The sequence below is a fragment of the Asanoa sp. WMMD1127 genome (assembly GCF_029626225.1).
Lineage (GTDB): Bacteria > Actinomycetota > Actinomycetes > Mycobacteriales > Micromonosporaceae > Asanoa.
The window spans coordinates 2189373-2215192 of the sequence record NZ_JARUBP010000001.1; the positions used below are offsets into that span (position 1 = coordinate 2189373).

The following is a 25820-nucleotide window of genomic DNA, read 5'->3' on the forward strand; positions in this document are numbered from 1 at the left end:
GAGGAGGCGCAGATGACGTCCGAGGGTTCGCAGCACCCCGGCTACGAGCCGGACGAGGCTGCCCCGGACGCTGACGGTCCCCGGTTCGGCGAGGGTGACGCCCGACGTCGTGCGGCCGAGGCGTGGGCCCCGCCGGGTTACGACCGGCCACAGCGGACCGACCAGTGGAACCCCCCGGCCCCCCCGGCGTGGGGCTCCGCGCGCCCCGGCGACGGCTACGGCGACCAGGGCCCGGTCAACGGCCGCGACCCGGGTGCGCACGATGCTCCGCCGGCGCCCTATACGCCCGCTCCCGCGCCGATCCCGCAGGCGCCCGAGCCGACGCCACTCCCACCGCAGCAGACCCGCGTCCCGGGCGCGTCGTTCGGCGCGTTCCCGCCCGGCGAGCCGCCGTCCGACGGCTTCGGCGCCATCGACTACCACGGCAAGGCCGACTACCCGCCGAGCGTTCCGCAGCCGCGCACGTCGAGCGACAGCTCCGCGAGCGGCCGCGTGCAGATCCCGCAGCCGATCGACCCCGGCAACAACGAGCCGTCGTCCGGTGCTGGACCCAACGGTTTCCCCGGCCCGAGCGGCTGGAGCCCGCCGCCGCGCGACGACGGCCCCGGTTTCCCCGGCTTCGCGTCCGGCGGCGTTCCGCCGCAGGGCAGTGCGCCGACGAGTGGTGGACCGGCCAGCGGTGGTCCGGCCAGTGGTGGTCCGGCCAGCGGCTCGGCGTCGGTCGGCTCCGCGCGGGTCGGCGGCGCCGCCTCCGTGCCGATGGGCGCGGTCCGGGTCGACCCGGGCCAGTTCGCCGCGGCGGAACAGCCCGGCGGCGCACCCAACCGGTTCGGCGACGAGTCCGACGAGCGCTCCGGCCACGTGCCCAGCCAGGGCGGGCCGACGTCCGGTCCGCCGAGCGGCACTCCGTCGGCCGCCGGGCGCGGGGTCAGCGCCAGCGCTTCCGTGCCAACCGCGAGCCGTGTGCAGCCGGCCAACGACCAGCCGTTGCCGCCGACCGCGGGCGCGCCGCCCAAGCCGCGCGTCTACGGCCGGGCGGTGAGCGCCCCGGCCGAGACGCCGGAGGCGCCGTCGTTCGGCGGTGGTCCCGCCGGATTCGGCGACCAGTCGGGCGACGAGGGCTTCGGCCGGCCGGTCTCACCGGCCGGCGGCAACCGGTTCGGCGCCGCTCCAGATGGTGGCAGCTTCCCCGGCTTCGGCGAACCGCCGAGCCGCGAGGGCTTCGGCGGCCCGCAGGGCTTCCCAGGTGCACCGGCGCGGGGCGGTGCTCAGCCGGGCTTCCCGGGTGGTGCCGGGCGCAACGACGAGAGCGGCTTCGCGGGCCCGCAAGGCTTCCCGGGCCGCGGCGACGACGGTTTCGGCGGGGCGCAAGGCTTCCCGGGCTCGCCGGCCCGTGGTCAGCGTGGCGATGAGGGCGGCTTCGGCGGCCCGCAGGGCTTCCCGGGCCGTGACGACAGCGGTCCGCAGGGCTTTGCCGGTGGGCCAGGTCGTGGTGGCGAGGGTGGTCCGCAGGGCCTTGCCGGCGGGCCTGGTCGTGGCGGCGATGGTGGTCCGGGCTTCCCGGGCCGTGACGACAGCGGTCCGCAGGGCTTTGCCGGCGGGCCGGGTCGTGGCGGCGAGGGCGGTCCGCAGGGCTTCCCGGGCCGTGACGACAACGGTCCGCAGGGCTTTGCCGGTGGGCCCGGTCGCGGTGGTGAGGGCGGCCCCCAGGGCTTTGCCGGCGGGCCGGGTCGTGGCGGCGAGGGTGGACCTCAGAGCTTCCCGAATTCGCCGGACGGTGGTCCCCGCTTCCCGGGTGCGCCGGGACGCGGCGAGGAGGGCTTCGCGGGTCAGGCGGGCTTCCCGGGCCGGGGCGACGAGGGCGGCTTCGGTGGCCCCCAGGGCTTCCCGGGCGGCCGCGAAGGCGACGGCGGCTTCGCCGGTCGCGGCGAGGACGGCGGGCCGCAGGGCGCGCCGGGTCGCGGTGGCTTCGGCAGCCGTGCCGACGAAGGTGGCCCTCAGGGTTTCCCGGGTCGCGACGGCGACGGTGATTTCGGTGGCCGTGGCGACGAGAGTGGTCCGCAGGGTTTCCCGGGCGCGCCGGGCCGTGGTGGAGACGGTGGGCCGCGGGGCTTCGCGGGCGGGCCGGGTCGCGGCGATGGCCCCGGCCGGGACGACCAGGGCGGCTTCGGCGGCGGCCAGCCAGGCCTAGCCGGCCGCGGTGGCGAAGGCTTCGGCACAGCCGGTCGCGGTGGCGAAGGCTTCGGCACAGCCGGTCGCGGTGGCGACGAGGGCTTCGGCGGCTTCCCCGGCCGCGACGACAACGGCCGCCCGCAGGGCTTCCCGGGCGCCCCGGACCGGGGCGACGACGGTGGTTTCGGTGGGCCGCAGGGCTTCCCCGGGCGCGGTGACAACAACGGTCAACCGAGCTTCCCGGGCCCGGGTCAGTTCGGCCCCGGTCAGCCGGGCATGCCCGGCCGCGGTGGCGACGAAGGCTTCGCGAACCAGCCGGGCTTCCCGGGCCGCGATGACGATGCCCGTCCGCAGAGCGGACCGCCGGGCTTCCCCAGTGCGCCGGGCCGCGGCGACGACCGTGGCTTCGGTGGCCAGCCGGGCTTCCCGGGTGGACCGGGCCGCGGTGGCGACGACGGCGGCTTCGGCGGCCAACCGGGCTTCACCGGCCGCGGCGACGACAGCGGCTTCGGCGGACCGCAGCGCTTCCCTGGACGCGACGACAACGGTCAGCCCGGCTTCCCGGGCGGCGGCCAGTTCGGGCCCGGCGACCCGCAGGGCCCGCCGACGGCGTTCGGGCCGCCGATCGAGGTGCCGCCTCCGCCGCCTGGGCCGCCGGGTAGCTACCGGTCGAGCGCCCGGGTGGCGCCGCCGGACGCGGGGCCGGAGGGGTCCCAGGGCATCCGGCCGCCGGGTGGGTTTGCCGGCAGCGCCGGCGTGCCGCCGGCGCCCGGCCAGGGTGGGCCGCAGGGGCGGATCAGCGGTCCGCTGAACTCCGGCCGTCCGCTGGGTGGGCCCAACGCCAACCGGCCCGGCAACCCCGGTGGCCCGCCGACCGCGACGTGGACCGCTGCGCCCGGAGAAAGCGACCAGGACCGCTTCGACGCGTTCCGGCCGGACGACGCCGCGCCCGCGGGTGCGCCGGCCACCGACGACAAGCCGGATCCGCCGGCCAAGGAGCGCAACGGTCGCGTACTCGCGATGGTGCTCGCGGCCGCGGTCCTGCTGCTGGTGATTCCGCTGGCGATCGTCTACCTGTTCACGCGCGGCGGCGGCGAGGCCTTCAACCCGGCAGTGGGCGAGTGCGTTCAGCAGTCCGGCGAAACGGCCGTCAAGGCCGACTGCAACGAGCCCAACGCGTTCCAGGTCGTCTCGCGGGTCGACGACGCGGCCAAGTGCCCCGACAAGGGCCAACCGGTCGTCGAGGTGTCCGGCGGGCGGTCCGACAACGTGCTGTGCCTGAAGGCCGCCGCGCCGGCGGCCGGGGGCGGCAGCCCTTCGGCGCCGCCGACGAACTGACGGGACCGGCCCGGGCGCCACGAAAGGCGCCCGGGTCGGGTCAGGTCACTCGCCCAGCCGGTCGCGGTTCTCGGCCAGCCACGCGTCAAGGGCCGCCGGGTCGTTGAGGTCGACGCCCTCGGCGATGAGCTGCGCGACCGCGGCCGTCGCCGGGCTGCGCCGCTCGCCGGTGGTGTAGAGCCGCACGAACTCCGGGACCGTGTCCTCCACGGCCTGGTCGGTGGCGGCCACCGCTTCGGCGGGCAGGCCACGGACCCGCGACGCGTACGCCGCCCACGCCCGGACCACCCGCGGCAGCAGCGCGGCGTCGTCCATGTCGAGCACCGCGCGCCGGTGCACCCAGTCGAGCAGGAACAGCTCGACCACGATCGGGCTCCACCGCATCGGGTCGGCGTCGGGCAGGCTCGCGGCGTGGTCGAGCACCAGGCCCAGGCAGAAGTGCAGCGAGCCGAGGTCGGCCTCAGGCACACGGTCGAGCTCGAACCGGGCCGCCTCCGGCGCGGACAGGAAGGTCCGGATCAGCGCCGACCGCTCCTCGTCGCCGAGCGGTTCGGGTAGGTCCGGCACGGGGCTCAACGCCGGCGCGGGCAGCAGCGCCAGCCGGGCACCGACCAGCGCGCGGTCGGTGGCCAGAGAACCCTCGCCGGGCAGGTCGCCCAGCTCGTCGGTGATCCGCAGGTGCCGGGCCACCTCGTTGCGCAGTGTCCGCGGGTCCTCCTCGCGGAACCAGGTCAGCCCGTCGGCGGCGCACATCCGCCGCACCTGGCCGAGGATCCGCTCGGCCGGCCCGCCGACGAACACGTCCTTGGTGATGCCGATGTTGTGGTCGACCAACGCGACCACGGCATGCTCGGGCCCGCCCTCGGCGTCGTCCTCGTAGGCGAACGTCGCCAGGTAGGAGGTCTGGTCCCCGTAGACGTCGCCGTAGGCATAGGTGCCCGTCGGCCGGACCCGCCCGAGCTGGCCCGACCACGATGGCGCCTGCGCGCCCGGCTTGACCGTCGCCGCACCGGGCGCGTCAGGGACGAGGGAGGCGAAAACGGACCGGATGGTGGTGGCCGCCGCGGCCCGGCGGCGGGAGGTGGCGGTCAGGAAACCTTCGACGAAGGTACGCACGGCGCCCGCACGGTCTTCCTCGGCGACCGCGTAGACGCTGCCGAGCAGCGCGGTGCCGAGCATCTCGGCGTCCAGCGCGCAGTCGAGCTTGTCGACGTCACGCGCGGCCTTGAGCACGGCCTCATATGGGGTCTGTGGCGTCGCCATGGAACGACCCTACGCTGCGGGAGCGGGAAGGGCACGATGCCCGAAACCGGGCTTTATCGGGGCGGCCCCGCGGCGGCGTACGCGTCGCGGGCGGTGGCGTAGTCGCGCAGCACCAGGCGGACCGGGTCGATGACGTGCTCGCGGCCGACCTCGGCGACCGACTCCCGCATGCGCGCCTCGGCCCGGCGCCGGGCGCGTCGGGCACCCCATCGGATGAACGGCTTCACCAGCAGGGCCAGCAGGAGGCCGGCGGCCAGCCCGCCCAACAGGCCGAGGGTCGGCATGGGCACCTCGCCCACCATCGGGTAGTCGAACCGGGGCAGCCCCAGCGCGCGGACGATGTAGCCCGCCACCAGCCAGCCGAGCCCGGCCACGGCGACCAGGGTGAACAGCCACTGCAGCAGCCCGACCAGCCGCCACCACGCGCGCTTGCGCTCGACGCCCAGCTCGGTGCCGGCGACCGCCTTGTCGAGCGCGTCGGGCACGTCGCCGAGCCGGGACTTGGTGGCGTCGCCGACCGCGACCCGCCATTCCTCGGGCAGATCGCCGGCGGTGTTGTCGGTGACGTCGCGCAGCGCGATGCCGAGCGCGGCCCGCTGGGCGGCAGTGGGGTCGGGGAGCGAGGTCGCGGCGGGGGTCGGCGTGGCGCCGTCGGCCGGGGCGAGCTCGGTGCCGACGACCGCCGGCGTCTGCAGGTGCAGCCGGCGCAGCGGGTCGGGCCGCAGCTTGCGCCAGCCCTTGACCAGCGGCCAGCCGGTCGCCGAGCCGGCCCGGTGCCGGTAGGCCCGCTCGGTCGCGTCGGCCACGGCCGGCACGCCCGCGACGCCGGCCAGCGCGTCGGCGAGGCCGCGGGCGGTGGCCCGGTCGACGTCGTCGGGCGCCGGCTGACCGACCAGGTCGTCGAGCCCGACCAGGGCGGTGTCGACGTCGCTGTTGAGCCGGCGCAGGGCCGCCTGCCGCTCGGCGACCGTGCGCTCCAGCGTGCGGCGCAGCTCCACCATGGCCGCGTCCTGGACGGCCGCGGTGGCCAGCACCGGCACGCCGGGAAGCCCGTCCTCGTCGAGCAGCCGGCGCAGGTCGCTCAGCACCTTGGGGAGGTCGGCGCTGGACAGCCGGTCGGCCTGGTTGAGCACGACCACGGTTACGTCCTTGTGCCGGTGGAACTCCCGCAGGTAGGCGTCGTGCACCACGCGGTCGGCGTATTTCTGCGGGTCGACGACCCAGACGATCAGGTCGACGAGCCCGAGCAGCCGGTCGACCTCGACCCGGTGCGAGGCCTCGACGGAGTCGAAGTCGGGCAGGTCGAGCAGGACCAGCCCGCGCAGCGCGGCCTCGTCGTCACCGTCGAGCGCGCTCTCGCGGGCGAACCGGTTGCGCGGCAGCACGCCGACCCAGTCGAGCAGCCGGCCGGCGTCGTCGGCCGCGCCCCAGACGCAGGCGAACGCCTGCCCGGTGGTCGGGCGGCGCACGCCGACGGGCGAGAGGCGCATGTGCGCGAGCGCGTTGAACAGGCTGGACTTGCCGCTGCCGGTGGCGCCGGCCAACGCGACCAGCGTGTGGTCGCGGGACAGGGCGAGCCGACCGGTGGCCCGCTCGACCAGCGTGTGCGCGGGCACCAGGCGTTCGGAGGGCAGGTGGCCGTCGGCGGCGTCGAGGAAGCCGCGCACCGACTCGAGGCGGCCGAGCAACGCGTCGGGGTCGACGCGGCGGTTGCCGCGCAGGGCCTCTCGGACCCGGCCGACGAACTGGGTCACCGCCGGTCACCTGACTCCCGGTCGGGGAGCGCCAGCCGGACGCCGCCGGTGAGCGCCGCCGCGGACCGGGCCCGCTCGACCTCGTCCGCCGCGGCGCGCAGTTCACCGCCGGGGTCGGCGTCGACGCCGACCGCCTCGATCCGGTCGAAGTAGCGCGCGGCCTCGTCGGCGAGCAGCACGTCGACCCGGTCCAGCAGGTCCTGCCGGGCCTTCGCGGCGAGCCGCCGGATCGCCTGGTCACCGAAGATCGCTTCGAGCACCTTCTGCGCGGCCAGGGTCGTGCCGGCAGCGGTGCCGATCTCCAGGCCGGTCGGGATGAACGCCGTCGAGGCGAACACCGCGATCATCACGGCGAGGCCGGTCGCGTTGACCGCGTAGGCCGCCGTGCGGGCCACGAACCGCTTGTCGCTGCCCTCCTGGCGGACCAGCTCGAGCACGCCGCGCTGCCAGTCGCGGACGAGCCGGTCGGCCCGCTCGGTCAGGTCGGGCGTGGGCCGGGCGAGCGAGGGCTCGAGCAGCGCGGCCCCGGCCGGATGGGCCTGCCACCCGGTGTACGCGTTCTCGGCCGCGTCGGCCGCCACGCCCCGCAGCAGCGTGGTCAGCTGCGACTCGATCGCCGACTTGAGCTGGTTGCCGGGCTGCGGCCGGCCGGTGACGGCGGCCGTGATGCGGTCGCGCAGCCGCCCGATCCGCGCTTCGAGACCCCGGAAGAACTCGCCGGTGCCGACGAACTCGTGCCAGCGCGAGAGCACCTCGCCGCGGAGCAGCCGGCCGTCCTTGAGACTGCGCTCGACGGTCTCGGCGCTGCCGCGATAGGCGCTGCGGACCCGATCGCGCAGGGCCCGGGCCGCCGCGGCCTGCTCGTCGGCCGCGGCCGCCAGCCCGTCGGCGGCCGGCCGCAGCGCGGCGACCGCGCCGTCGAGCGTCTGCCGGACCACCGCGGCGCGGGCGTTGGCATCACTGGCGAGCCGCTCGAACCAGGCCCGCAGCTCGGCGGTGTCGCGGTGTGGCAGCAGGCCCTGGCCGTCGACCTCGGTCTCCGGCAGCACGAACAGCGGCGCCTCGGCGAGGTCGTTGGCCTCGAGCATCTCGGCCAGGTGGGCGGTCACCTCGTCGCCGGCCTCGGCGGGCACCCGATCGAGCACGAGCGCGATCACGGTGCCGCGCAGCTGGGCGGTGCGCAGCAGCTCCCACGGCACGGCATCGGCATAGCGGGCAGCCGTGGTGACGAACAGCCACAGGTCGGCGGCCGCGAGCAGCTGGGCGGCCAACTGCCGGTTCTGGTCGACGACCGAGTCGATGTCGGGCGCGTCGAGAAAGGCCAGCCCGGGCGTGAGCGCCGGCGCCGCGACCAGCTGCAGGGTGTGCGGGTCGTCGCTGGGCCGGGTGGTGCGGGTCAGGCCGGGCAGCAGGTCGCCCTGGCGGAACCACTGGCTGTCGGCGGGGTTGCAGACCAGGACGGGGGCCCGGGTGGTCGGGCGGAGGACGCCCGGCGCGCTCACTCTGGCCTGGACGAGGCTGTTGACCAGCGTGGACTTGCCCGCGCCGGTGGAGCCGCCGACGACGACCAGCAGGGGCGCGTCGAGCCGGGACAACCGGGGCAGCAGGTAGTCGTCGAGCTGGGCCACCAGGGCGGCGCCGACCTTGCGGGCCTCGGCGGCCGAGGTGAGGGACAGGGGGTAGTCGGCGGCCTCGATCGCCGCCCGTAGTCGGCCCAGCGCGCTCGGCAGCCCCTCGGGGACCACCGGCGCCACCTGCGTCGTCACGGGTAAAGCGTGCCCGATCTATTCCGCCTGGACAACAGGAACGCGGCCGAAGGAGTTGCGCGTACCACACTCAACCCGATTTGACGGCTGGTGTGATCGTGGCATCATTGAGCCCGGTCCACTCAACTTGAGATAAGGAAGTAGCCATGGCACGTGCGGTCGGCATCGACCTCGGCACGACGAACTCGGTCGTCAGCGTCCTCGAAGGCGGTGAGCCCACCGTCATCGCCAACGCGGAGGGTGCGCGCACGACCCCCTCGATCGTCGCGTTCGCCCGCAACGGCGAGGTGCTCGTCGGTGAGGTCGCCAAGCGCCAGGCGGTGACCAACCCGGACCGGACGATCCGTTCGGTCAAGCGGGAGATGGGCACCAACTGGTCGATTGACATCGATGGCAAGAAATACACCTCGCAGGAGATCTCCGCGCGGGTGCTCATGAAGCTCAAGCGGGACGCCGAGGCCTACCTCGGTGAGCAGATCGCCGACGCGGTGATCACGGTCCCGGCGTACTTCAACGACGCGCAGCGGCAGGCCACCAAGGAGGCCGGCGAGATCGCGGGCTTCAACGTGCTCCGCATCGTCAACGAGCCGACCGCGGCCGCCCTGGCCTACGGGCTCGACAAGGGCTCCAAGGAGCAGACCGTCCTGGTCTTCGACCTGGGTGGCGGCACGTTCGACGTGTCGGTGCTGGAGCTCGCCGAGGGCGTCGTCGAGGTGAAGTCGACCTCCGGTGACAACCACCTCGGTGGCGACGACTGGGACGAGCGGGTCATCGAGCACCTGGTCAAGACGTTCCGCGGCCAGCACGGCATCGACCTCTCGCAGGACAAGATGGCGATGCAGCGGCTGCGTGAGGCCGCCGAGAAGGCCAAGATCGAGCTTTCCGCGGCGACCACCACCAACATCAACCTGCCCTACATCACCGCTGGTGAGGCCGGCCCGCTGCACCTCGACGTGAGCCTGTCCCGGTCCGAGTTCCAGCGCATGACGCAGGACCTGCTGGACCGCACCAAGGGCCCGTTCGAGCAGGCCATCAAGGACGCCGGCGTCAAGGTCGCCGACGTCGACCACGTCATCCTGGTCGGCGGCTCGACCCGGATGCCCGCGGTGACCGACCTGGTCAAGCAGCTCACGGGCAAGGAGCCCAACAAGGGCGTCAACCCGGACGAGGTCGTCGCGGTCGGCGCCGCGCTGCAGGCCGGCGTGCTCAAGGGCGAGGTCAAGGACGTGCTGCTCCTCGACGTCACCCCGCTGAGCCTCGGCATCGAGACCAAGGGCGGCATCTTCACCAAGCTGATCGAGCGCAACACCACGATCCCGACGAAGCGCTCCGAGGTCTTCACGACGGCCGACGACAACCAGCCGTCCGTGCTGATCCAGGTCTTCCAGGGCGAGCGCGAGATCGCGGCCTACAACAAGAAGCTCGCGACGTTCGAGCTGACCGGGCTCCCGCCGGCGCCGCGTGGCGTGCCGCAGATCGAGGTCACCTTCGACATCGACGCCAACGGCATCGTCCACGTCAACGCCAAGGACCTGGGCACCGGCAAGGAGCAGTCGATGACGATCACCGGCGGCTCGGCGCTGCCGAAGGACGACATCGACCGGATGATGCGCGACGCCCAGGACCACGCCGACGACGACAAGCGTCGCCGCGAGGAGGCGGAGACCCGCAACCTGGCCGAGCAGCTTCAGTGGCAGACCGAGAAGTTCCTCGCCGAGAGCGGCGACAAGCTTCCGGCCGAGTCGCGTGACCAGATCAGCGAGGCGCTGGGCGACCTGCGCAGCGCGCTCGGTGGCACCGACATCGAGAAGATCAAGTCCGCCCACGAGAAGCTGGCGCAGGTCTCGCAGCAGGCCGGCTCGCTGCTCTACTCGCAGCAGCAGGCCGAGCAGGCGGGTCCCGGCGCGGCCGGTCCCGGCACCGACGGCCCGACCGGCGGACCGACCGGCGGACCGGGCGCGACCGGTGGCCCCGGCGCGACCGGCGCTCCCGGCAACGGCAGCGGTCCGGACGACGTTGTCGACGCCGAGATCATCGAGGACGACAAGAAGTGACCCGAGGGCACCGGACGTCAGTGAGGATGTCGGCATGACGGAAAAGCCACGAGCCGCCGACCCGGCCGACGCCGGGTCGGCGCCGGGTGGCGACGAGCGCGACCAGGCCGACGGCAAGGTAGCGGAGCGGATCGTCATCCGGGACAAGCGACGGATCGACGCGACAGGCAAGGTCAGGAACGAGAAGGACGAGCCCGCGGAGCCCGCGGCGGACGAGGGCGCCGAGGTGCCCGGTCCCGCCGCGCCGGCCGAGCAGCAGCCCGTCGACACACCGGCCCCGGCGGCTGACGCCGGCGACGACGAGCAACCGGCTGAGGCGCCGGCGGAGCCCGAGGCCGCCGGCGGCCTGGGCGCCGAGCTCGAGTCGCTGCGGTCCGACCTGGAGGAGCGCACGCGCGACCTCCAGCGGGTGTCGGCGGAATACGCCAACTACCGCAAGCGGGTCGACCGCGACCGGGGGCTGGCGGCGGAGCAGACCACCGGGCTGGTGATCAGCGCGCTGCTGCCGGTGCTCGACGACCTCGACCGGGCGCGGGAACACGGCGACCTGGTCGGGCCGTTCGGAAGTGTGGCGGAACAGCTCGTCACGGCCCTGGGCAAGTTCGGGCTGACCGCGTTCGGTGAGAAGGGCGACCCGTTCGACCCGACCCGCCACGACGCGGTGGCCCACCTGACCTCGGGCGAGGTCACGGAGCCGACGTGCATCGACGTGATGCGCCGCGGCTACCAGCTCGGTGATCGTCTGCTGCGACCAGCCCTGGTCGCGGTGGCCGACCCCGAGTGACCCGAAACGCACGGGCTTCTCGGATGGGAGGTGGATGACATGGGCTCCAAGGACTGGCTGGAGAAGGACTTCTACGCCGTGCTGGGCGTTCCGAAGTCCGCCTCCCCCGAGGAGATCAAGCGCAGCTACCGCAAACTCGCGCGGGAGCTGCATCCCGACCACAACCCGGGCAACACCGAGGCCGAGGACCGCTTCAAGGCGGTCTCCGAGGCGTACGACGTGTTGTCCGACGCCGGTCGCCGCAAGGAGTACGACGAGATGCGCTCGCTCTTCGGCGCGGGCGCGTTCCGGCGGGGCGCCCGCACCGGGGGCGGCCCCGGCCCGGGCGGCTTCGACCCCTCGGACCTCTCGGATCTCTTCGGCGGCTTCGGTGGCGGCGGTGGCGGCCCGACCACGGGCACCGGCCGCGACGGCCGGTTCGGTGGCGCGGGCTTCTCCGACCTGTTCGGCTCGATCTTCTCGGGCGGCGGGCGGAGCCAGCCGCGCGGCCCGGCCCGCGGTCGCGACGTCGAGGCCGAGGTCACGCTCGACTTCGGCGACGCGGTGCGGGGCGTGACCCTGCCGCTGACGTTGCGGGCGCCGGGCGTCTGCGACACCTGCCACGGCAGCGGCGCCAAGCCGGGCACCCAGCCGCGCACCTGCCCGCAGTGTCAGGGCTCCGGGCTGATCACCCGCAACCAGGGGTCGTTCAGCTTCTCGGAGCCGTGCCGCGAGTGCCAGGGCGTCGGCACCATCGTCGAGGAGAAGTGCCCGGAGTGCCGCGGCACCGGCGGCGTCACCAAGGCCCGCACGCTCAACGTGCGGTTCCCGGCCGGCGTCTCCGACGGGCAGCGCATCCGGCTGGCCGGCCGGGGCGAGCCCGGTGACCGCGGCGGTCCCCCCGGTGACCTCTACGTGCTGGTCCGGGTCCGCGCCGACAACATGTTCGGCCGGTCAGGCAACGACCTGACGATCACCGCTCCGATCACGTACCCCGAAGCGGTGTTCGGCACCGACCTGCGGGTGCCCACGCTGGACGGCTACGTCACGCTGCGGGTGCCGCCGGGCACGCCGAGCGGCCGGGTCCTGCGGGCCCGGGGCAAGGGCGTGGCCAAGCGCGACGGCCAGACCGGCGACCTCCTCGTCACGATCGAGGTGGCCGTGCCGACGGCGCTGACCGACGAAGCCCGCGAGGCGCTGGAGAAGTTCGCCGTCCTCTCGCCGGACGCGGGTCGCGACACGTTGTGGCGGAGGTGATCGTGCGATGCAGCCCTTCGAGGAAGAGGAAATCTCGATCACGGTCGAGGCGTCGTCCGACGACAAGATCCTGATCATCTCGGTGGCGGCGCGGATGGCCGGGATGCATCCGCAGACGCTGCGGCAGTACGACCGGCTCGGGCTGGTGCAGCCCGGTCGGGCGGCCGGCGGCGGGCGCCGCTACAGCGCCCGCGACGTCGCGCTGCTCCGCGAGGTGCAGCGGCTCAGCCAGGACGAGGGCATCAACCTGGAGGGGATCCGGCGGATCATCTCCCTCGAGCAGACGGTGGGTGACCTGCGCGAGCAGATCGCCGAGCTGGAGGCGGCGCTCGGCGCGGCCTATCAGCGCATCGCGGAGCTCGAGACGGTCGGCCGCGGCTATCCCCGGGCCGACCTGGTGCCGACCGGGCGTTCGTCGACCGCGCTGGTGGTATGGCGACCACGCCGGCCGGCCGACCCGCCGACGCGATAAGCGCCCGCGAAAGTCGACGAAGGACTAACCTCACCATATCGGACAAAGAAGGCCGGGATCCACGGGGGGTCCCGGCCTTCCGCGCCCGGGGAGTTGGTGAGTGGACATTCAACATCGCCGGCTCGCGGCGAACGACGCCGTGCACCACTACGCGGTCGTGGGCGATGGCCCGCCGCTCGTCCTGTTGCACGGTTTCCCGCAGACGTGGCGGGCCTGGCTGCGCGTCGCGGAGCGGCTGGCCGGCGAGTTCCGGATCGTCATGCCGGACCTGCGCGGCCTCGGTGGTTCGCCCGGCCCGGCCAGCGGCTACGACAAGCACAGCCTGGCGGCCGACGTGCGGGCCATCGCGCGCGCGGAGTTCGGCGTCACGCCGGCCGTCGTCTGCGGCCACGACCTCGGCGCGTACGTCGCCTTCGCGTACGGGCTGAGTCATCGCGACATGACCGCCGCGCTGCTGCTGGTCGAGGCGGCGCCGCCCGGCACCTCGCAGCTCGACCACCAGATGACCAACCCGCGCAGCTGGCACCTGGCGTTCCATGCCGACGCCGACGTCGCGCACCTGCTGATCGGCGGGCGGGAGCGGGCGTACATCGACTTCTTCATCCGGTCCCGGATCTACGACGCCGGGGCGATCAGCGCGACCGAGGTCGATCGTTACGCGGAGGCGTACGCGGCGCCCGGCGCCCTGCGGGCCGCCCTGGAGATGTATCGCTCGCTCGCCCTGGACCGGCAGCTCAACCTGGCCGCGCTGGCCGAGGACGGCCGGCTGCCGATGCCGGTGACCGCGGTCGGCGCGGGGCCGGGCGCGACGCCGTCGGTGCTGCGGGAGATGGTCGCGGAGATCGCCACCGACGGCCGGGCCGAGGTGGTGGCCGACACAGGCTTCTGGATCCCCGAAGAGCAACCGGCCGCGCTGGCCGACGTCATCCGAACCGCCGCTCGCCGCGCTCCGCGTTGATCGACGTTAGGAACGGGCCGTTCCTTTCTCAGGACAGGCGGCGGCCCGAGCGGACCAGGCCGCCCTCACACCAGTCGCGGTAGTCGAACAGCTCCGGCTTGGCCAGCAGCACCCGGCTGTTGTGGGCCCAGGTGCGCATCTGGTCGTCGCCCAGCGTCTCGGCCTGCTGCACCAGCTTGCGCAGTCGGCGCTTGGGGTGGGCGCGGAACTTCGTGCGGATGCCGTCGGCCGCGTAGATGTAGAGGCAGTGCAGGGCGAACCGGCGCGCCGGGCACGAGCGGTCCATCGCGAGCTCGAACAGCGTGGTGACCAGGTGGTCGCCGGAGACGAGCAGATCCCAGTCGGGCGGCATCGACTGCAGCGCCACGGCGTCGGGATGGTAGGCCCAGGCCCGCAACTCCGCCGGCGTCGGATCGACCGGATTGGCGAAACCGCTGAACGACGTCGACTGCACGCTCACGGACACCTCGCTCCGCATGGTCATGCGTCGATCTCGCCCAATGGTCGATCTTCCGCTGCCAGACCCCTCTGCGGCGCGACATTAACGGTTGCCGAGGACCGGCGGAAGGGGTCAAAGGTTAAGACCCGGGCACGATCGGCTGAGCGCGCTCAGTTACTTGGCAGTAGCGTCCGGTGTGTGTGGAGTTAACGTTCCTTCAGGGTCCGGCTGCGCCGGCACGGTGGGCAGATCGCCGGTCGCGAGCGCGGGGGCGGCGGCCGTCCGCCGCCGGATGAGCGCCTTGAACCACTCGAAGTCCGGCACCCGGGCGATGACCGGGCCGACCACGACAGTGATCAACACGTACGCGGTCGCGAGCGCGCCGAGCTCCGGGACGATGCCGGGCGTGGCGACGGCCAGACCGGCGATGACGATCGAGAACTCGCCGCGCGGGGTCAGCGCGAAACCGGCCCGCCAGCGGCCGCGCACCGCGATGCCGGCGCGCCGCGCGGCCACGTACCCGGTGAGGGTCTTCGTCGCGATCGTGACCACCGCCAGCCCGATCGCGGGCAGCAGCACCGGCGGGATGTCGGCCGGGTCCGTCGTCAGCCCGAAGAACACGAAGAACACGGCGGCGAAGATGTCGCGCAGCGGCGAGAGCAGGCGGGTGGCGTGGTGCGCGACGGGCCCGGAGACCGCGATGCCGACCAGGAACGCGCCGACCGCGGCGGACACCTTGAGCTGCGCGGCCAGGCCGGCGACCAGCAGGGTCAAGCCGAAAACGCCGAGCAGCAGCGCTTCCGGGTCGCGCGCGGAGATGGCGTTGGAGATCCAGCCGCCGAACCGGATCGCCACGACGAGCACGATCGACACCGTGCCGACGGCGATGACCAGCGCGACACCGCCGCCCAGCAGCCCGGTGCCGGCCAGCAGCGCGGTCAGCAACGGCAGGTAGAGCGCCATCGCCAGGTCTTCCATGACGAGGACGGAGAGCACCACGGGCGTCTCCCGGTTGCCCAGCCGGCCGAGGTCGGCCAGCACCTTGGCGACCACGCCCGAGGAGGTCACCCAGGTGACGCCGGCGAGCACCACCGCGGCGACCCAGCCCCAGCCGAGCAGCAGGGCGAACGCCGCGCCGGGCAGCGCGTTGAGCACCGCGTCGAGCAGTCCGACCGGCGCGGCCGCGCGAAGGTTGCCGACGAGCTCGTCGGCCGAATATTCCAGGCCGAGCAGCACGAGCAGGAGGATCACGCCGATCTCGGCGCCGACGGAGAAGAACTCCTCGCTGGCGTTGAGCGGCAGGAGCCCACCGTGGCCGAAGGCCAGGCCGGCGAGCAGGTAGAGCGGGATGGGCGAGATGCCGAACCGGCGGCTGAGCCGCCCGAGCAGGCCGAGGAGGAACATCAGCGCCCCGACCTCGATCAGGAGGACCGTCGTGCTCTCGTGCATCGCCGGCTCAGCCGTCCGGATCGTTGTCGGCGAGGATGCGGGTCAACGCGTCGAGGCCCTTGCGGGTGCCCACCGCGACCACGACGTCACCGCTCTCGAACCGGAAGTCCGGGCCGGGCGACGGGATCACCCGGGCGGCGCGCAGCACCGCGACGATGGAGGCGCTGGTGCGCGTGCGGGCACGGGTGTCGCCCAACGGCCGCCCGACGAACGGCGAGCTGGCCGGCAGCGCGATCTGCTCGGTGAGCAGGCCGGCGGCCTGGTCGCGCAGCCCGGCGAGCTGGCCCAGCATGAGCGACGCGCCGAGCAGGTCGGCAAGCGCCTCCGCCTCGTCGTCGGTCAGCGGGATCGCGGCCAGGCGCGCGTCCGGGTCGTCGCGGTCGTAGACGATCAATGCCCGGCGACCGTCGCGATGCGACACCACGCCGAGCCGCTGGCCGGACTCCGAGACGAAGTCGTGCCGGACCCCGATCCCGGGTAACGATGTCTGTTCCACCCGTACTCGCACGGTGGCAACCTATCCAAGGATCGGGAACCGTGCCCATCTCCCGTGACTCGATCGCACGCGGGGAGGTGTCCATGCGTGGACGGAAGCTGGCGGCGGTGGCCGGCGTGGTCTGGCTGCTGGCGGGCTGTGCGATCGGCGACATCCGGCGGCCGCCGCCTCGCCCGCCCACGCCGGCGCCCGCCACGACGCACGCGGGGTTCGAGACGCGCGCCGGCCAGATCCCCGCGCCGCCCAGCTTCCACCTGCAACAGGTCGAGTTCGTCGACCAGGCCCTCGGGTACGCGCTCTTCGCGCGCTGCGGTTCAGGCAGTGCGGCGCCCGGCCCGGCCGAGACCTGCTCGGCCGCGATCGTGCGGACCGACGACGGCGGCCGGACCTGGCACCAGGCCTACAACCCGTCGCCGGCGGCCAAGGGCTTCCAACTGGAGGCCGACCGGCAACGGCTCGTGCTGTACGCCGATCCCGCCGGCTACTACGTGTCGCGCGACCTCGGCGTCACCTACGAGTTCGTGGGTGACGACGTGGGCGCCGTCCGGGGGTTCCACGGCGACTACCAGGTGCTGCTGGACGGCAATCGGTCCCAGGTCGTGCGCGTGGATGCCGACGGCAAGCCGACGCCGACCCGGGCGCAGCCCGACGTGCCCAGCCTCCGCGCCGTCGGGTCCGCGCTGCACTGGCTGTTCGCGGCCGGGGTGGACGGCAACGGCCGGCCCGTCACGGCGGTCTCCAACGACCAGGGCGCGACGTGGCGTCAGGTGCCGGTCGGCGGCTCGAGTGGCCGGATCGGTGGGCTTGCGATAACCGTCGACCGCGACGGCACGTACGCCTGGTTGATCGGGCAGACCGATCTGATCTCCTGGCCGGACCTGTGGTTCTTCGACGGGCAGGGGTGGCGCTCGATGGGTGCGACCGCCCACCCCGACCGGTTCACCTCGGCGGTCCCGCTGCAGGACGCCAGCCTCGCGGTCACCACACCGGAGCGCCCCGGCCTGGTCGCCGGCGGCGCCTTCCAGTGGGTCGACTGGCCGATCGGCGGCTGCCACCTGCGGATGCTGGCCGACGGGACGCTGTTCTGCGCGGCCGGCGCGGTCAACTGGCTCGGCGTCGGCCGTCCGGGAGACTGGAAGTGGATCAGGGTGCTCGTCGGCAACGAGTGACGCAGATCACAGGCATGAGGTTGAGCGGAATAGACTCAACTCTGGTTTCGTCGTTCCTAGTGGACGCCAGCAACCAGGGGAGCCCATGAACACCGAACGTCTGACGACCAAGAGTCGTGAGGTCATCACCGGCGCCGCCGCCACCGCCACGCAGCGCGGCAACGCCACGGTCGAGCCGTGGCACCTGCTGCTCTCGCTGCTCGACACCGGTGGCTCGACGGCGGCCGGTCTGTTGCGTGCCGTCGGCGCCAACGCCGCCGACATCCGGCGCGCCGCCGCCCGCGCGATCGAGAGCCTGCCCACCGCGCAGGGCCCGAGCGTCGCCGAGCCCAGCCTGTCCCGCGAGTTCGTCAACGCCATCGGCGCGGCCGAGCAGATCGCCCGCCCGCTCGGCGACGAGTTCGTCTCCACCGAGCACCTCCTCGCCGGCCTCGCCCGGGTCGGCGGCGCGGTCGCCGAGCTGCTCAAGCAGCAGGGCGCGACCGAGGCCAACCTGGTCGCCGCCTTCCCGACCATCCGGGGTGGCGACCGCCGGGTCACCAACGCCGATCCGGAGCAGACCTATCAGGCGCTGGAGAAGTACGGCGTCGATCTCACCGCGCGGGCCCGGGACGGCAAGACCGACCCGGTGATCGGCCGCGACTCGGAGATCCGCCGGGTGATGCAGGTGCTGTCCCGCAAGACCAAGAACAACCCGGTGCTGATCGGCGAGCCGGGCGTGGGCAAGACCGCGATCGTCGAGGGCCTGGCCCAGCGGATCGTGGCCGGCGACGTGCCCGAGTCGCTGCGCGACAAGAAGCTGGTCGCGCTCGACCTGGCCGCGATGGTGGCCGGCGCGACCTACCGCGGCCAGTTCGAGGAGCGGCTCAAGTCCGTACTCGAGGAGATCAAGAACTCCGACGGCCAGGTCATCACGTTCCTCGACGAGCTGCACACCGTCGTCGGCGCCGGCCGCGGCGAGGGCTCGATGGACGCCGGCAACATGCTCAAGCCGATGCTGGCCCGGGGCGAGCTGCGGATGGTCGGCGCGACCACGCTCGACGAATATCGCGAGCACATCGAGAAGGACCCGGCGCTGGAGCGCCGGTTCCAGCCGGTGGTGGTCGGGGAGCCGTCGGTCGAGGACACGATCGGCATCCTGCGTGGCCTCAAGGAGCGCTACGAGGTGCACCACGGCGTGCGGATCACCGACGCCGCGTTGGTCGCCGCAGCCGCGCTCTCGGACCGCTACATCACCGACCGGTTCCTCCCCGACAAGGCGATCGACCTGGTCGACGAGGCCGGCTCCCGGCTGCGCATGGAGATCGACTCGCGGCCCGTCGAGGTCGACGAGGTCGAGCGGGCCGTGCGCCGGCTCGAGATCGAGGAGATGGCGCTGGAGAAGGAGCCCGACGTGGCCTCCGCCGAGCGTCTCGAGCGGCTGCGCAAGGAGCTGGCCGACAAGCGCGAGCAGCTGACCGCGCTCTCCGAGCGGTGGCGGCTGGAGAAGGAGCACATCACCAAGATCTCCACCGCCAAGGAGGAGCTCGAGCGCCTGCGCGGCGAGGAGAGCCTGGCCGAGCGCGACGGCGACTTCGCCCGCGCGTCGGAGCTGCGCTACGGCCGCATCCCGGAGCTCGAGGGCGAGCTCACCGCGGCCGAGGCCGAGCTGGTCTCGCTGCAGGCCAGTGGGGCCATGCTGAAGGAAGAGGTCAGCGCCGACGACATCGCGACCGTCGTGGCGTCGTGGACGGGCATCCCGGCCGGGCGGCTGCTCGAGGGCGAGACGGCCAAGCTGCTGCGGATGGAGGAGTCGCTGTCGTCCCGCGTCGTCGGCCAGCCCGAGGCGGTCGGCGCCGTGGCCGACGCGGTCCGCCGCGCCCGGGCCGGCATCGCCGACCCCGACCGGCCGACCGGCAGCTTCCTGTTCCTCGGCCCGACCGGTGTCGGCAAGACCGAGCTCGCCAAGGCGCTCGCCGGTTTCCTGTTCGACGACGAGCGCGCGATGGTGCGCATCGACATGAGTGAGTACGGCGAGAAGCACAGCGTCGCCCGGCTCGTCGGCGCGCCGCCCGGCTACGTCGGCTACGAGGAGGGCGGGCAGCTGACCGAGGCGGTGCGCCGCCGGCCGTACTCGGTGATCCTGCTCGACGAGGTCGAGAAGGCCCACCCGGACGTCTTCGACGTGCTGCTCCAGGTGCTCGACGACGGCCGGCTGACCGACGGCCAGGGTCGCACCGTCGACTTCCGCAACGCGATCCTGATCCTCACGTCCAACCTGGGCTCGTCGCTGATCGCCGACCCGACGCTGAGTGAGGAGCAGCGGCGCGAGGCGGTGCTGGCGGTCGTCCGGGCGCACTTCAAGCCGGAGTTCCTCAACCGGCTCGACGACATCGTGGTGTTCTCGGCGCTGTCCGGGCCACAGCTGCGGGCGATCGTCGACATCCAGCTCGACCTGCTGCGCAAGCGGCTGGCCGAGCGGCGGCTGACCCTCGACGTCACCGAGGCCGCCCGGACGTGGCTGGCCGAGCACGGCTACGACCCGATCTACGGCGCCCGACCGCTGCGGCGGCTGGTGCAGTCGGCGATCGGCGACAGCCTGGCCAAGGCGTTGCTGGCCGGCGAGATCCGCGACGGCGACACCGTCTCGGTCGACCTGGCCGACAGCAAGGACGGCTTGACCGTCATGGCGTTGGTCAACTGAGCGCTGGGAAGTCCCGGGGCGACAGACTGGCGCGGTACCGGTACCTTGATCTTCACTCATTGTGATGTATCGAGGAAGGAGTGCCGTGTCGGAGATCGCCCCCGGTCCGGACCGTGCCCGACCGCCGGGCACAGTCCGGATTTCCAGCTACCTCCTCTACGCCGTCGCGGTCATCGAGGTCATCAGCCTGATCGTGACGCTGTCCACGCTCAGCACGCTGCGCCAGGCCCTGAACGACGCGTACGTCGGCACGGAGCTCGAAGGCAGCGCGGACACCGCCGCGGTCGCGGTCGCGATCGGCGGCGCCGTCATCGCGCTGGGCATCGGCATCGGCCTCGTCGTGCTCGGGTTCCTGAACCTGCGCGGCAAGAACGCGTCCCGGATCGTCACCTGGGTGCTGGGTGGCCTGTTCGTGCTCTGCTGCGGGCTCGGCTCGCTGGCGGGCCTGGCCGGCGGCGCCATGAACCTCGACAGCTCCGGTGACGTGCCCGACGTCCAGGGGAAGGTCGAGGCCGCGATGCCGGGCTGGTACAACCCGGTCAACACCGTGCTCGGCGTCGTCCCGATCCTGTTGGTGCTGACCGCGCTGATCCTGCTGGCGCTGCCCGCCTCCAACGAGTGGTTCAAGCCGCGCGCGGCCAACTGGGAGCCGCCGAGCCCTGGCTACCCGGTGATGCCGGGTTCCAGCTACCCCACCCCGCCGTACCCCCAGCAGGGTGGCGAACCGCCGCTGCCGCCCGCGCCCCCGGCGCAGGGCAGCGAGCCACCGGAGACGCCGGCGCCGCCGCGCTGACCCGACAGGCAGCATGACCGGGGCCTTCCGAGTAGGTTCCTCCACAACGGATCTACCGGAGGGCCCCGTGTCGTACCCAGCGCAACTGCCGCCACCGCCGGTCGCGACCCCGCGCCGGCCGCCCGGCACCGTCCGTGGCGCGGCCGGCGTCCTGATCGCGATGGCCGTCGGCGGCCTGGTCTACGGCGGCCTCGGGCTCGCGCTGATGCCCGGCATCGTCGACCGCTTCCGCGCCGCGGCCGCCGTCGCGGGCGTGCCGGCCGACGACATCGACGGCGGCAGCCAACTGTTGCGTGGCGTGCCGATCGCGGCGGCCTTCGTCAGCGTCGTCGCGGCCGTGCTGCTGGTCGCGCTCGCGGTCGGCATCGTGCGCGGCCACGCCGCGGTGCGGATCGCGGCCTGGGTGGTCTGCGGTCTCGGTCTGGTCGGCGGCTGCCTCGCGGCGCTGTTCGGGGTCGGGCAGCGCGTCGGCTCGTTCTCCGACGACCTCGTGCTGAGCGCCATCGAACAGGCCCATCCGACCTGGTGGCCGTGGACCAGCGCGATCCTTTCGGTGCTGCAGATGGTGGGCTACCTTCTGGTGGCGTTGCTGCTGGCCGCGCCGTCGGCCCGAGCCTGGTTCCAGCGCACGCCGTCGCTGCCCCCGAGCCACACCGGCGCGCCGCCCCCGCCACCCCCGCCCCCGGTCGACCCGACGGACTGGCAACGCCCCGAGCCGCCGGCGACCACTCCCGCCGCCATGTGAGGTCCCCCGTGCCCACCGCACTCGTCACCGGCGCCAGCTCAGGCATCGGCGCCGCGTTCGCCCGCCGGCTCGCCGCCGATGGTTACCGGCTGGTGCTCGTGTCCCGCGACGCCGACCGCCTGACCGCCCTCGCCGCGGACGTCGGCGGCCCCGCCGAGGTGCTGCCCGCCGACCTGGCCACCGAGGCCGGCGTGGCCGTGGTCGCCGAACGGCTGGCGGGTGAGGTCGACCTGTTGGTCAACAACGCCGGCTCCACTCTCAACCGGTCGTTCCTCAAGACCGCCGCCACCGACGAAACGGCGTTGTTGCGCCTCAACATCGAGGCCGTCATGCGGCTCACCCATGCCGCTTTGCCGGCCATGACCAGCCGCGGCAGTGGCGCTGTGATCAACGTCTCGTCCGTATCCGCATTCGCGCCCGTCATGCCCGGCTCGACTTATCCGGCGAGCAAGGCGTGGGTCACCCATTTCAGTGAGTCGATCGGTCAGGCCGTCGGCCGGCACGGGGTCCGCGTGATGGCGCTGTGCCCCGGCTACACGCGCACTGAGTTCCACGACCGGGCGGGCATCGACATGTCGAAAACCCCTTCCTGGTTGTGGTTGCAGGCCGACGAGGTGGTCGCGCACGCGTTGCGCGATCTGGCCCGCGGCCGGCTGGTCAGCGTCCCGAACTGGAAATACCGCGTGGCCGTCTTCGGCATGCGGCACGCGCCGCGCGCCGTCTTCACCCGCGTCGCCAACGACACCCGCGGGCGGCTCGGTCGCGACACCCTGTGACGACGCGCACCGGCGTCCGTGATCTGACAGGGTTCGCTATCGGGCGAAATTTCCCGATCGCTGGTGGGGCGCCCAGCAGCTTCACAGGATCGACCAGTACGCTTCTCCCCCATGGGGGACCACGACGACCTGCGTAAATTCATCACTGAACTGGCTGTGGTGCACGGCCGGGTGGTGCTTTCCTCGGGACGTGAAGCCGACTGGTATGTCGACCTTCGTCGCGTGGCCCTTCACTATGCGTCCGCACCGTTGGTCGGACGCGTCATGCTCGACCTGACTTCCGACTGGGACTTCGACGCGGTGGGTGGCCTCACCCTCGGTGCCGATCCGGTGGCGACCGCCATGCTCCACGCGGCGGCGTCAACCGGTCGGCCGCTCGACGCGTTCGTGGTCCGCAAAACGGCCAAGGCGCACGGTCTCCAACGCCGGATCGAGGGTCCTGATGTCGCCGGACGGCGGGTGCTGGTCGTGGAAGACGCCTCCACGACCGGGGGAAGCCCGCTGACCGCCGTCGAGGCGCTCCGGGAAGCCGGGGCTGAGGTGGTTGGCGTAGCGGTTATCGTCGATCGGGGCGCGGCTGACGCCATTCGGGCGGCCGGCCTCCCCTACAAGGCGGCCTACTCGATGGCTGACCTCGGCCTAGTGGCGTAAAAGTTTGCCGATTCGGACCTGCTCATATGCAGGCGGGTCGATGCTGTAAGTGGAAGGATGGAAAACGTGGGAACTGCGTTGGCTGAAATGACCATGCCTCAGATCTCGCCGCTAGCCGGCGAGCCAATCGAACGCGCCGACGCCGAGCGCCTCGCCGGGGTGCTCAAGGCGCTCGCTGACCCGGCCCGACTGCGGCTCTTGAGCCTCATCCAGTCGGCACCGGAAGGCGAGGCCTGCGTCTGCGACCTGACCGCACCACTCGGCTTGTCCCAGCCGACCGTGAGCCACCACCTCCGGATCCTGACCGAGGCGGGGCTGCTCGAGCGGGAGAAGCGCGGCGTGTGGGCCTACTACCGGCTCGTGCCGTCGGCCATCGCGACGATCGCCGATCTGCTCACCCCGCCGCGCAAGCGGGCCACCAAGAAGGCCCCGCGCTGACTCGGTGACGACAACCGGCCCGGCGTCGCCGTTGAGACTCGACGCCGGGTCCGATGACGAGCGTGACCTGCGCGACCAGCTCGCGGAGGTGGGTGCCGCGGTTGTCCGCGCCGGCCTGGTGGTCGGCTCCGGTGGCAACCTGTCGGCCCGGCTGCCCGGCGGCGACACCTGCTGGGTGACCGGCGCCGGCACCTGGCTCGACCAGCTGCACCGCTCGTCGTTCGCGCGCGTCCGGATCGCCGACGGAGCTCCGTCGGCGTCGACTCCTGCGCCGAGTTCCGAGGTCGCGCTGCACCTCGCCACCTATCGGGCCCGCCCGGACGTGACCGCGATCGTCCACCTGCACCCGCAGACGGCGCTGCTGCTCGACGCCCTCGGCGAGCGGATCCGCCTGCTCACCACCGACCACGCGTTCTACGTGCGTCGGGTCGCCACCGTGCCGTTCTTCCCGCCGGGCACGCGTGAACTCGCCGAAGCCGCCGCCTCCGCGGCCGCCGACGGCACCAACTGCCTCGTGCTGAGCCGCCACGGCTGCTCGGTGCTGGCCAACAGCGTCGAGCTGGCCCACAAGCGGGCCCACAACCTCGAGGAAGCGGCGCAGCTCACCTATCGCGCCCTGGCCCTCGGCCGGGCCGCGGAGCTGACCGACCAACCACCACCCGCCGGCGCCTGACCTCGCCCCACCCCGGCCCGCCCGCTGCGCGAGCAAGCAAGCAACGGTCCGTTACCAACGCTTTCCGCAGAGGAACGGACCGTTCCTAACGTCGGCGGCGCCGACGCCTGGTCGTGTGTCGCGGGCCTGGCAGCGAAGCGGAGCGAGCGGTCCCCGGCGGGAGCGACGGTCGCGCCCCCGGCGGACCCGGGCCGATGATCTGCTGTTACTCCGCGCGGTGGCTGCCGCGGTGGCCGCGGTGGTCCTCGTTGAGGTCACCGATGGCGTCGGCGATGCCGGCCACGGGCGAGACGCCGATGACCGCCATCTCCTTGGCGCGCTTGCGGGCCTTCCGGTCGCGGATCACCTCGATGATGATCGGCAGCACCGAGAGCAGGATGATCAGGGCGACGAACGGCAGGATGTAGCGGTCGATGTGGGTGCCGATGGCCTCGTAGATCCGGTCGGCGAGCAGGTAGCCGACCAGCAGGATGCCGTCGGTCCAGAGGATGGCGCCGACCACGTTCCAGATGAAGAACTGCTTGGCGGGCATGCCGAGCACGCCGGCCACCGGGTTGAGGAACGTGCGGACGATCGGGATGAAGCGCGCCAGCACGACGGCCTTGGCGGGGCCGAACTTCTGGAAGTAGTGCTCGGCCTTCTCCACATATTCGCGCTTGAACAGGCGGGAGTCGGGCTTGTCGAACATCCGGGTGCCGTAGCGCGCGCCCAGGAAGTGCCCGAGTTGGGCGCCGACGATCGCGCAGATGGGCGCGCCGATCAGCAGGCCGGCCAGCGACAGCTTGGTGCCGTCGCCGAAGATGGCGTCGGCGACCGGGGTGGCGGCCACGCCGGCCAGGAACAGCAGCGAGTCACCGGGGAAGAAGAAGCCGACCAGCAGGCCCGTCTCGGCGAAGAGGATCGCCCAGACCCCGTAGAGGCCAAACGTGTGGACCAGGTCTTTCGGGTCCAACGGGTTGAAGGCGAGGTTCTCGGCTAGGGCGCGGGTCGTCTCCACGGGAGCAAAGGCTACCGGGCTGCGCAAGCCCGGGCCGGCAGGGCGGCCGAACGCGCCGCCCGGTCAGTCGGCGGCCCGCCCGCGCCGGCGCCCGGCCACCACCGCGCCGACCAGTCCCGCGAGCACGAGCAGGCCGCCCGCGCCGAGAGCGAGACCGGCGGTGGGCGGGCCGTGGTCCTCGGCGCCCCCGCCACCGCCACCAGCAGCGGCGGCGACCACCTGGATCGGCGCGGTGTCGTTGCCCGCGTTGGCGTCGATGGTGTCGTCGTCGCAGTCGCACGGCAGGTTGATCCGCACCGCCCCGGCATCGGTCGGCGGAGCGTCGATGCGCAGCGTGAAGGCGAACGTGATCGTCTGCCCGGCCGTGACCAGCGAGCCCGGCGAGCAGCGGTACTTCGCCGGGCCCGCGGCGCGGCAGTCGGCGGGCGCGGCGACCGCGGTCGTTCCCGCCGGCAGGAGCACCTCGACGACCGAGACCTGCCGGGTGTCGGCGCGCCGGTCCACCGCGGCGGGCCCGTCGTTGCGGAAGCCGAGCTTGATCTCGGCCTGGTCGCCGACGGCGCCGGTGATCCGGGCGCCCTGCGCGACGAAGTCGAAGTCGACCGGCGCCGCGGCCGCGACCAGCGCGCCGGCGACGCCGAGCCCGGCGAGCGCGGCCAGCGCGCGCCAGGCAGGGGTGGTTCGCATGATGGTGGTTCTCCCCGTGTGAGTGGA

General features: G+C 73.2%; 22 protein-coding genes. 14 read left to right on the forward strand and 8 right to left on the reverse strand.

The window, feature by feature from the left end; genetic code table 11:
• Positions 1 to 12: 12 nt before the first annotated feature.
• Positions 13 to 3510, forward strand: coding sequence for a hypothetical protein (locus O7635_RS10550; RefSeq protein ID WP_278080233.1), 3498 nt, complete (start codon positions 13 to 15; stop codon positions 3508 to 3510).
• Between the two features lie 45 nt (positions 3511 to 3555).
• On the opposite strand, the gene O7635_RS10555 is transcribed toward O7635_RS10550, so the two are convergent.
• Genes O7635_RS10555 through O7635_RS10565 form a run of 3 tightly spaced genes read right to left on the reverse strand, consistent with a single transcriptional unit; the run spans position 3556 to position 8293 of the window.
• Positions 3556 to 4773 carry a hypothetical protein gene (locus O7635_RS10555; protein ID WP_278080234.1) on the reverse strand — a complete coding sequence of 406 codons (1218 nt, stop codon included), beginning with the start codon at positions 4771 to 4773 and terminating at the stop codon, positions 3556 to 3558.
• Between the two features lie 53 nt (positions 4774 to 4826).
• Entirely contained in the window at positions 4827 to 6527 is a 1701-nt protein-coding gene (locus O7635_RS10560) for a GTPase (RefSeq protein ID WP_278080235.1), read from the reverse strand.
• Positions 6524 to 8293 (reverse strand): ABC transporter, encoded by a 1770-nt coding sequence (locus O7635_RS10565; RefSeq protein ID WP_278080236.1) that lies wholly within the window; start codon positions 8291 to 8293, stop codon positions 6524 to 6526. Before O7635_RS10565 ends, O7635_RS10560 begins: the two co-directional genes overlap by 4 nt.
• Positions 8294 to 8439: 146 nt before the next feature.
• Here O7635_RS10565 and dnaK point away from each other — a divergent pair, with 146 nt between their 5' ends.
• The 5 genes from dnaK to O7635_RS10590 all read left to right on the forward strand — a co-directional run bounded on the left by dnaK (position 8440) and on the right by O7635_RS10590 (position 13797).
• The gene (gene dnaK, locus O7635_RS10570) at positions 8440 to 10347 is read left to right on the forward strand and encodes a molecular chaperone DnaK (RefSeq protein WP_278080237.1); all 1908 of its coding nucleotides are present in this window, start codon (positions 8440 to 8442) and stop codon (positions 10345 to 10347) included.
• A gap of 34 nt (positions 10348 to 10381) precedes the next feature.
• Positions 10382 to 11131, forward strand: coding sequence for a nucleotide exchange factor GrpE (gene grpE, locus O7635_RS10575; RefSeq protein ID WP_278080238.1), 750 nt, complete (start codon positions 10382 to 10384; stop codon positions 11129 to 11131).
• Positions 11132 to 11170: 39 nt separating this feature from the next.
• Positions 11171 to 12367 (forward strand): molecular chaperone DnaJ, encoded by a 1197-nt coding sequence (gene dnaJ, locus O7635_RS10580; RefSeq protein WP_278080239.1) that lies wholly within the window; start codon positions 11171 to 11173, stop codon positions 12365 to 12367.
• A 7-nt stretch (positions 12368 to 12374) separates the two neighbouring features.
• Complete coding sequence (locus O7635_RS10585) at positions 12375 to 12839, forward strand: helix-turn-helix transcriptional regulator (protein ID WP_278080240.1); 465 nt, start codon at positions 12375 to 12377, stop codon at positions 12837 to 12839.
• Positions 12840 to 12939: 100 nt separating this feature from the next.
• Positions 12940 to 13797 (forward strand): alpha/beta hydrolase, encoded by an 858-nt coding sequence (locus O7635_RS10590; RefSeq protein ID WP_278080241.1) that lies wholly within the window; start codon positions 12940 to 12942, stop codon positions 13795 to 13797.
• A gap of 28 nt (positions 13798 to 13825) precedes the next feature.
• Here O7635_RS10590 and O7635_RS10595 read toward each other — a convergent pair whose 3' ends face one another.
• The 3 genes from O7635_RS10595 to O7635_RS10605 all read right to left on the reverse strand — a co-directional run bounded on the left by O7635_RS10595 (position 13826) and on the right by O7635_RS10605 (position 16193).
• Positions 13826 to 14257, reverse strand: coding sequence for a hypothetical protein (locus O7635_RS10595; protein ID WP_278085434.1), 432 nt, complete (start codon positions 14255 to 14257; stop codon positions 13826 to 13828).
• 153 nt (positions 14258 to 14410) lie between these two features.
• Positions 14411 to 15685 carry a cation:proton antiporter gene (locus O7635_RS10600; RefSeq protein WP_278080242.1) on the reverse strand — a complete coding sequence of 425 codons (1275 nt, stop codon included), beginning with the start codon at positions 15683 to 15685 and terminating at the stop codon, positions 14411 to 14413.
• A gap of 7 nt (positions 15686 to 15692) precedes the next feature.
• Complete coding sequence (locus O7635_RS10605) at positions 15693 to 16193, reverse strand: cation:proton antiporter regulatory subunit (RefSeq protein ID WP_278080243.1); 501 nt, start codon at positions 16191 to 16193, stop codon at positions 15693 to 15695.
• Positions 16194 to 16264: 71 nt separating this feature from the next.
• Here O7635_RS10605 and O7635_RS10610 point away from each other — a divergent pair, with 71 nt between their 5' ends.
• The 8 genes from O7635_RS10610 (at position 16265) to O7635_RS10645 (ending at position 24109) form a co-directional block, all read left to right on the forward strand.
• Entirely contained in the window at positions 16265 to 17350 is a 1086-nt protein-coding gene (locus tag O7635_RS10610) for a hypothetical protein (RefSeq protein ID WP_278080244.1), read from the forward strand.
• Between the two features lie 85 nt (positions 17351 to 17435).
• On the forward strand, positions 17436 to 20033 hold the full coding sequence (clpB, locus tag O7635_RS10615; RefSeq protein ID WP_278080245.1) for an ATP-dependent chaperone ClpB: 2598 nt from the start codon (positions 17436 to 17438) through the stop codon (positions 20031 to 20033).
• An 85-nt stretch (positions 20034 to 20118) separates the two neighbouring features.
• On the forward strand, positions 20119 to 20826 hold the full coding sequence (locus tag O7635_RS10620) for a hypothetical protein (RefSeq protein WP_278080246.1): 708 nt from the start codon (positions 20119 to 20121) through the stop codon (positions 20824 to 20826).
• 67 nt (positions 20827 to 20893) lie between these two features.
• On the forward strand, positions 20894 to 21571 hold the full coding sequence (locus tag O7635_RS10625; protein ID WP_278080247.1) for a hypothetical protein: 678 nt from the start codon (positions 20894 to 20896) through the stop codon (positions 21569 to 21571).
• Positions 21572 to 21579: 8 nt separating this feature from the next.
• Positions 21580 to 22347, forward strand: coding sequence for an SDR family oxidoreductase (locus O7635_RS10630; RefSeq protein WP_278080248.1), 768 nt, complete (start codon positions 21580 to 21582; stop codon positions 22345 to 22347).
• A 111-nt stretch (positions 22348 to 22458) separates the two neighbouring features.
• Complete coding sequence (gene pyrE, locus O7635_RS10635; protein WP_278080249.1) at positions 22459 to 22998, forward strand: orotate phosphoribosyltransferase; 540 nt, start codon at positions 22459 to 22461, stop codon at positions 22996 to 22998.
• 57 nt (positions 22999 to 23055) lie between these two features.
• Entirely contained in the window at positions 23056 to 23436 is a 381-nt protein-coding gene (locus O7635_RS10640) for a metalloregulator ArsR/SmtB family transcription factor (RefSeq protein ID WP_278080250.1), read from the forward strand.
• Positions 23437 to 23440: 4 nt separating this feature from the next.
• Positions 23441 to 24109, forward strand: coding sequence for a class II aldolase/adducin family protein (locus O7635_RS10645; RefSeq protein WP_278080251.1), 669 nt, complete (start codon positions 23441 to 23443; stop codon positions 24107 to 24109).
• Positions 24110 to 24314: 205 nt separating this feature from the next.
• On the opposite strand, the gene O7635_RS10650 is transcribed toward O7635_RS10645, so the two are convergent.
• Both O7635_RS10650 and O7635_RS10655 read right to left on the reverse strand, forming a co-directional pair.
• The gene (locus tag O7635_RS10650; protein WP_278080252.1) at positions 24315 to 25106 is read right to left on the reverse strand and encodes a VTT domain-containing protein; all 792 of its coding nucleotides are present in this window, start codon (positions 25104 to 25106) and stop codon (positions 24315 to 24317) included.
• 63 nt (positions 25107 to 25169) lie between these two features.
• Complete coding sequence (locus O7635_RS10655; protein WP_278080253.1) at positions 25170 to 25793, reverse strand: hypothetical protein; 624 nt, start codon at positions 25791 to 25793, stop codon at positions 25170 to 25172.
• Positions 25794 to 25820: the final 27 nt, after the last annotated feature.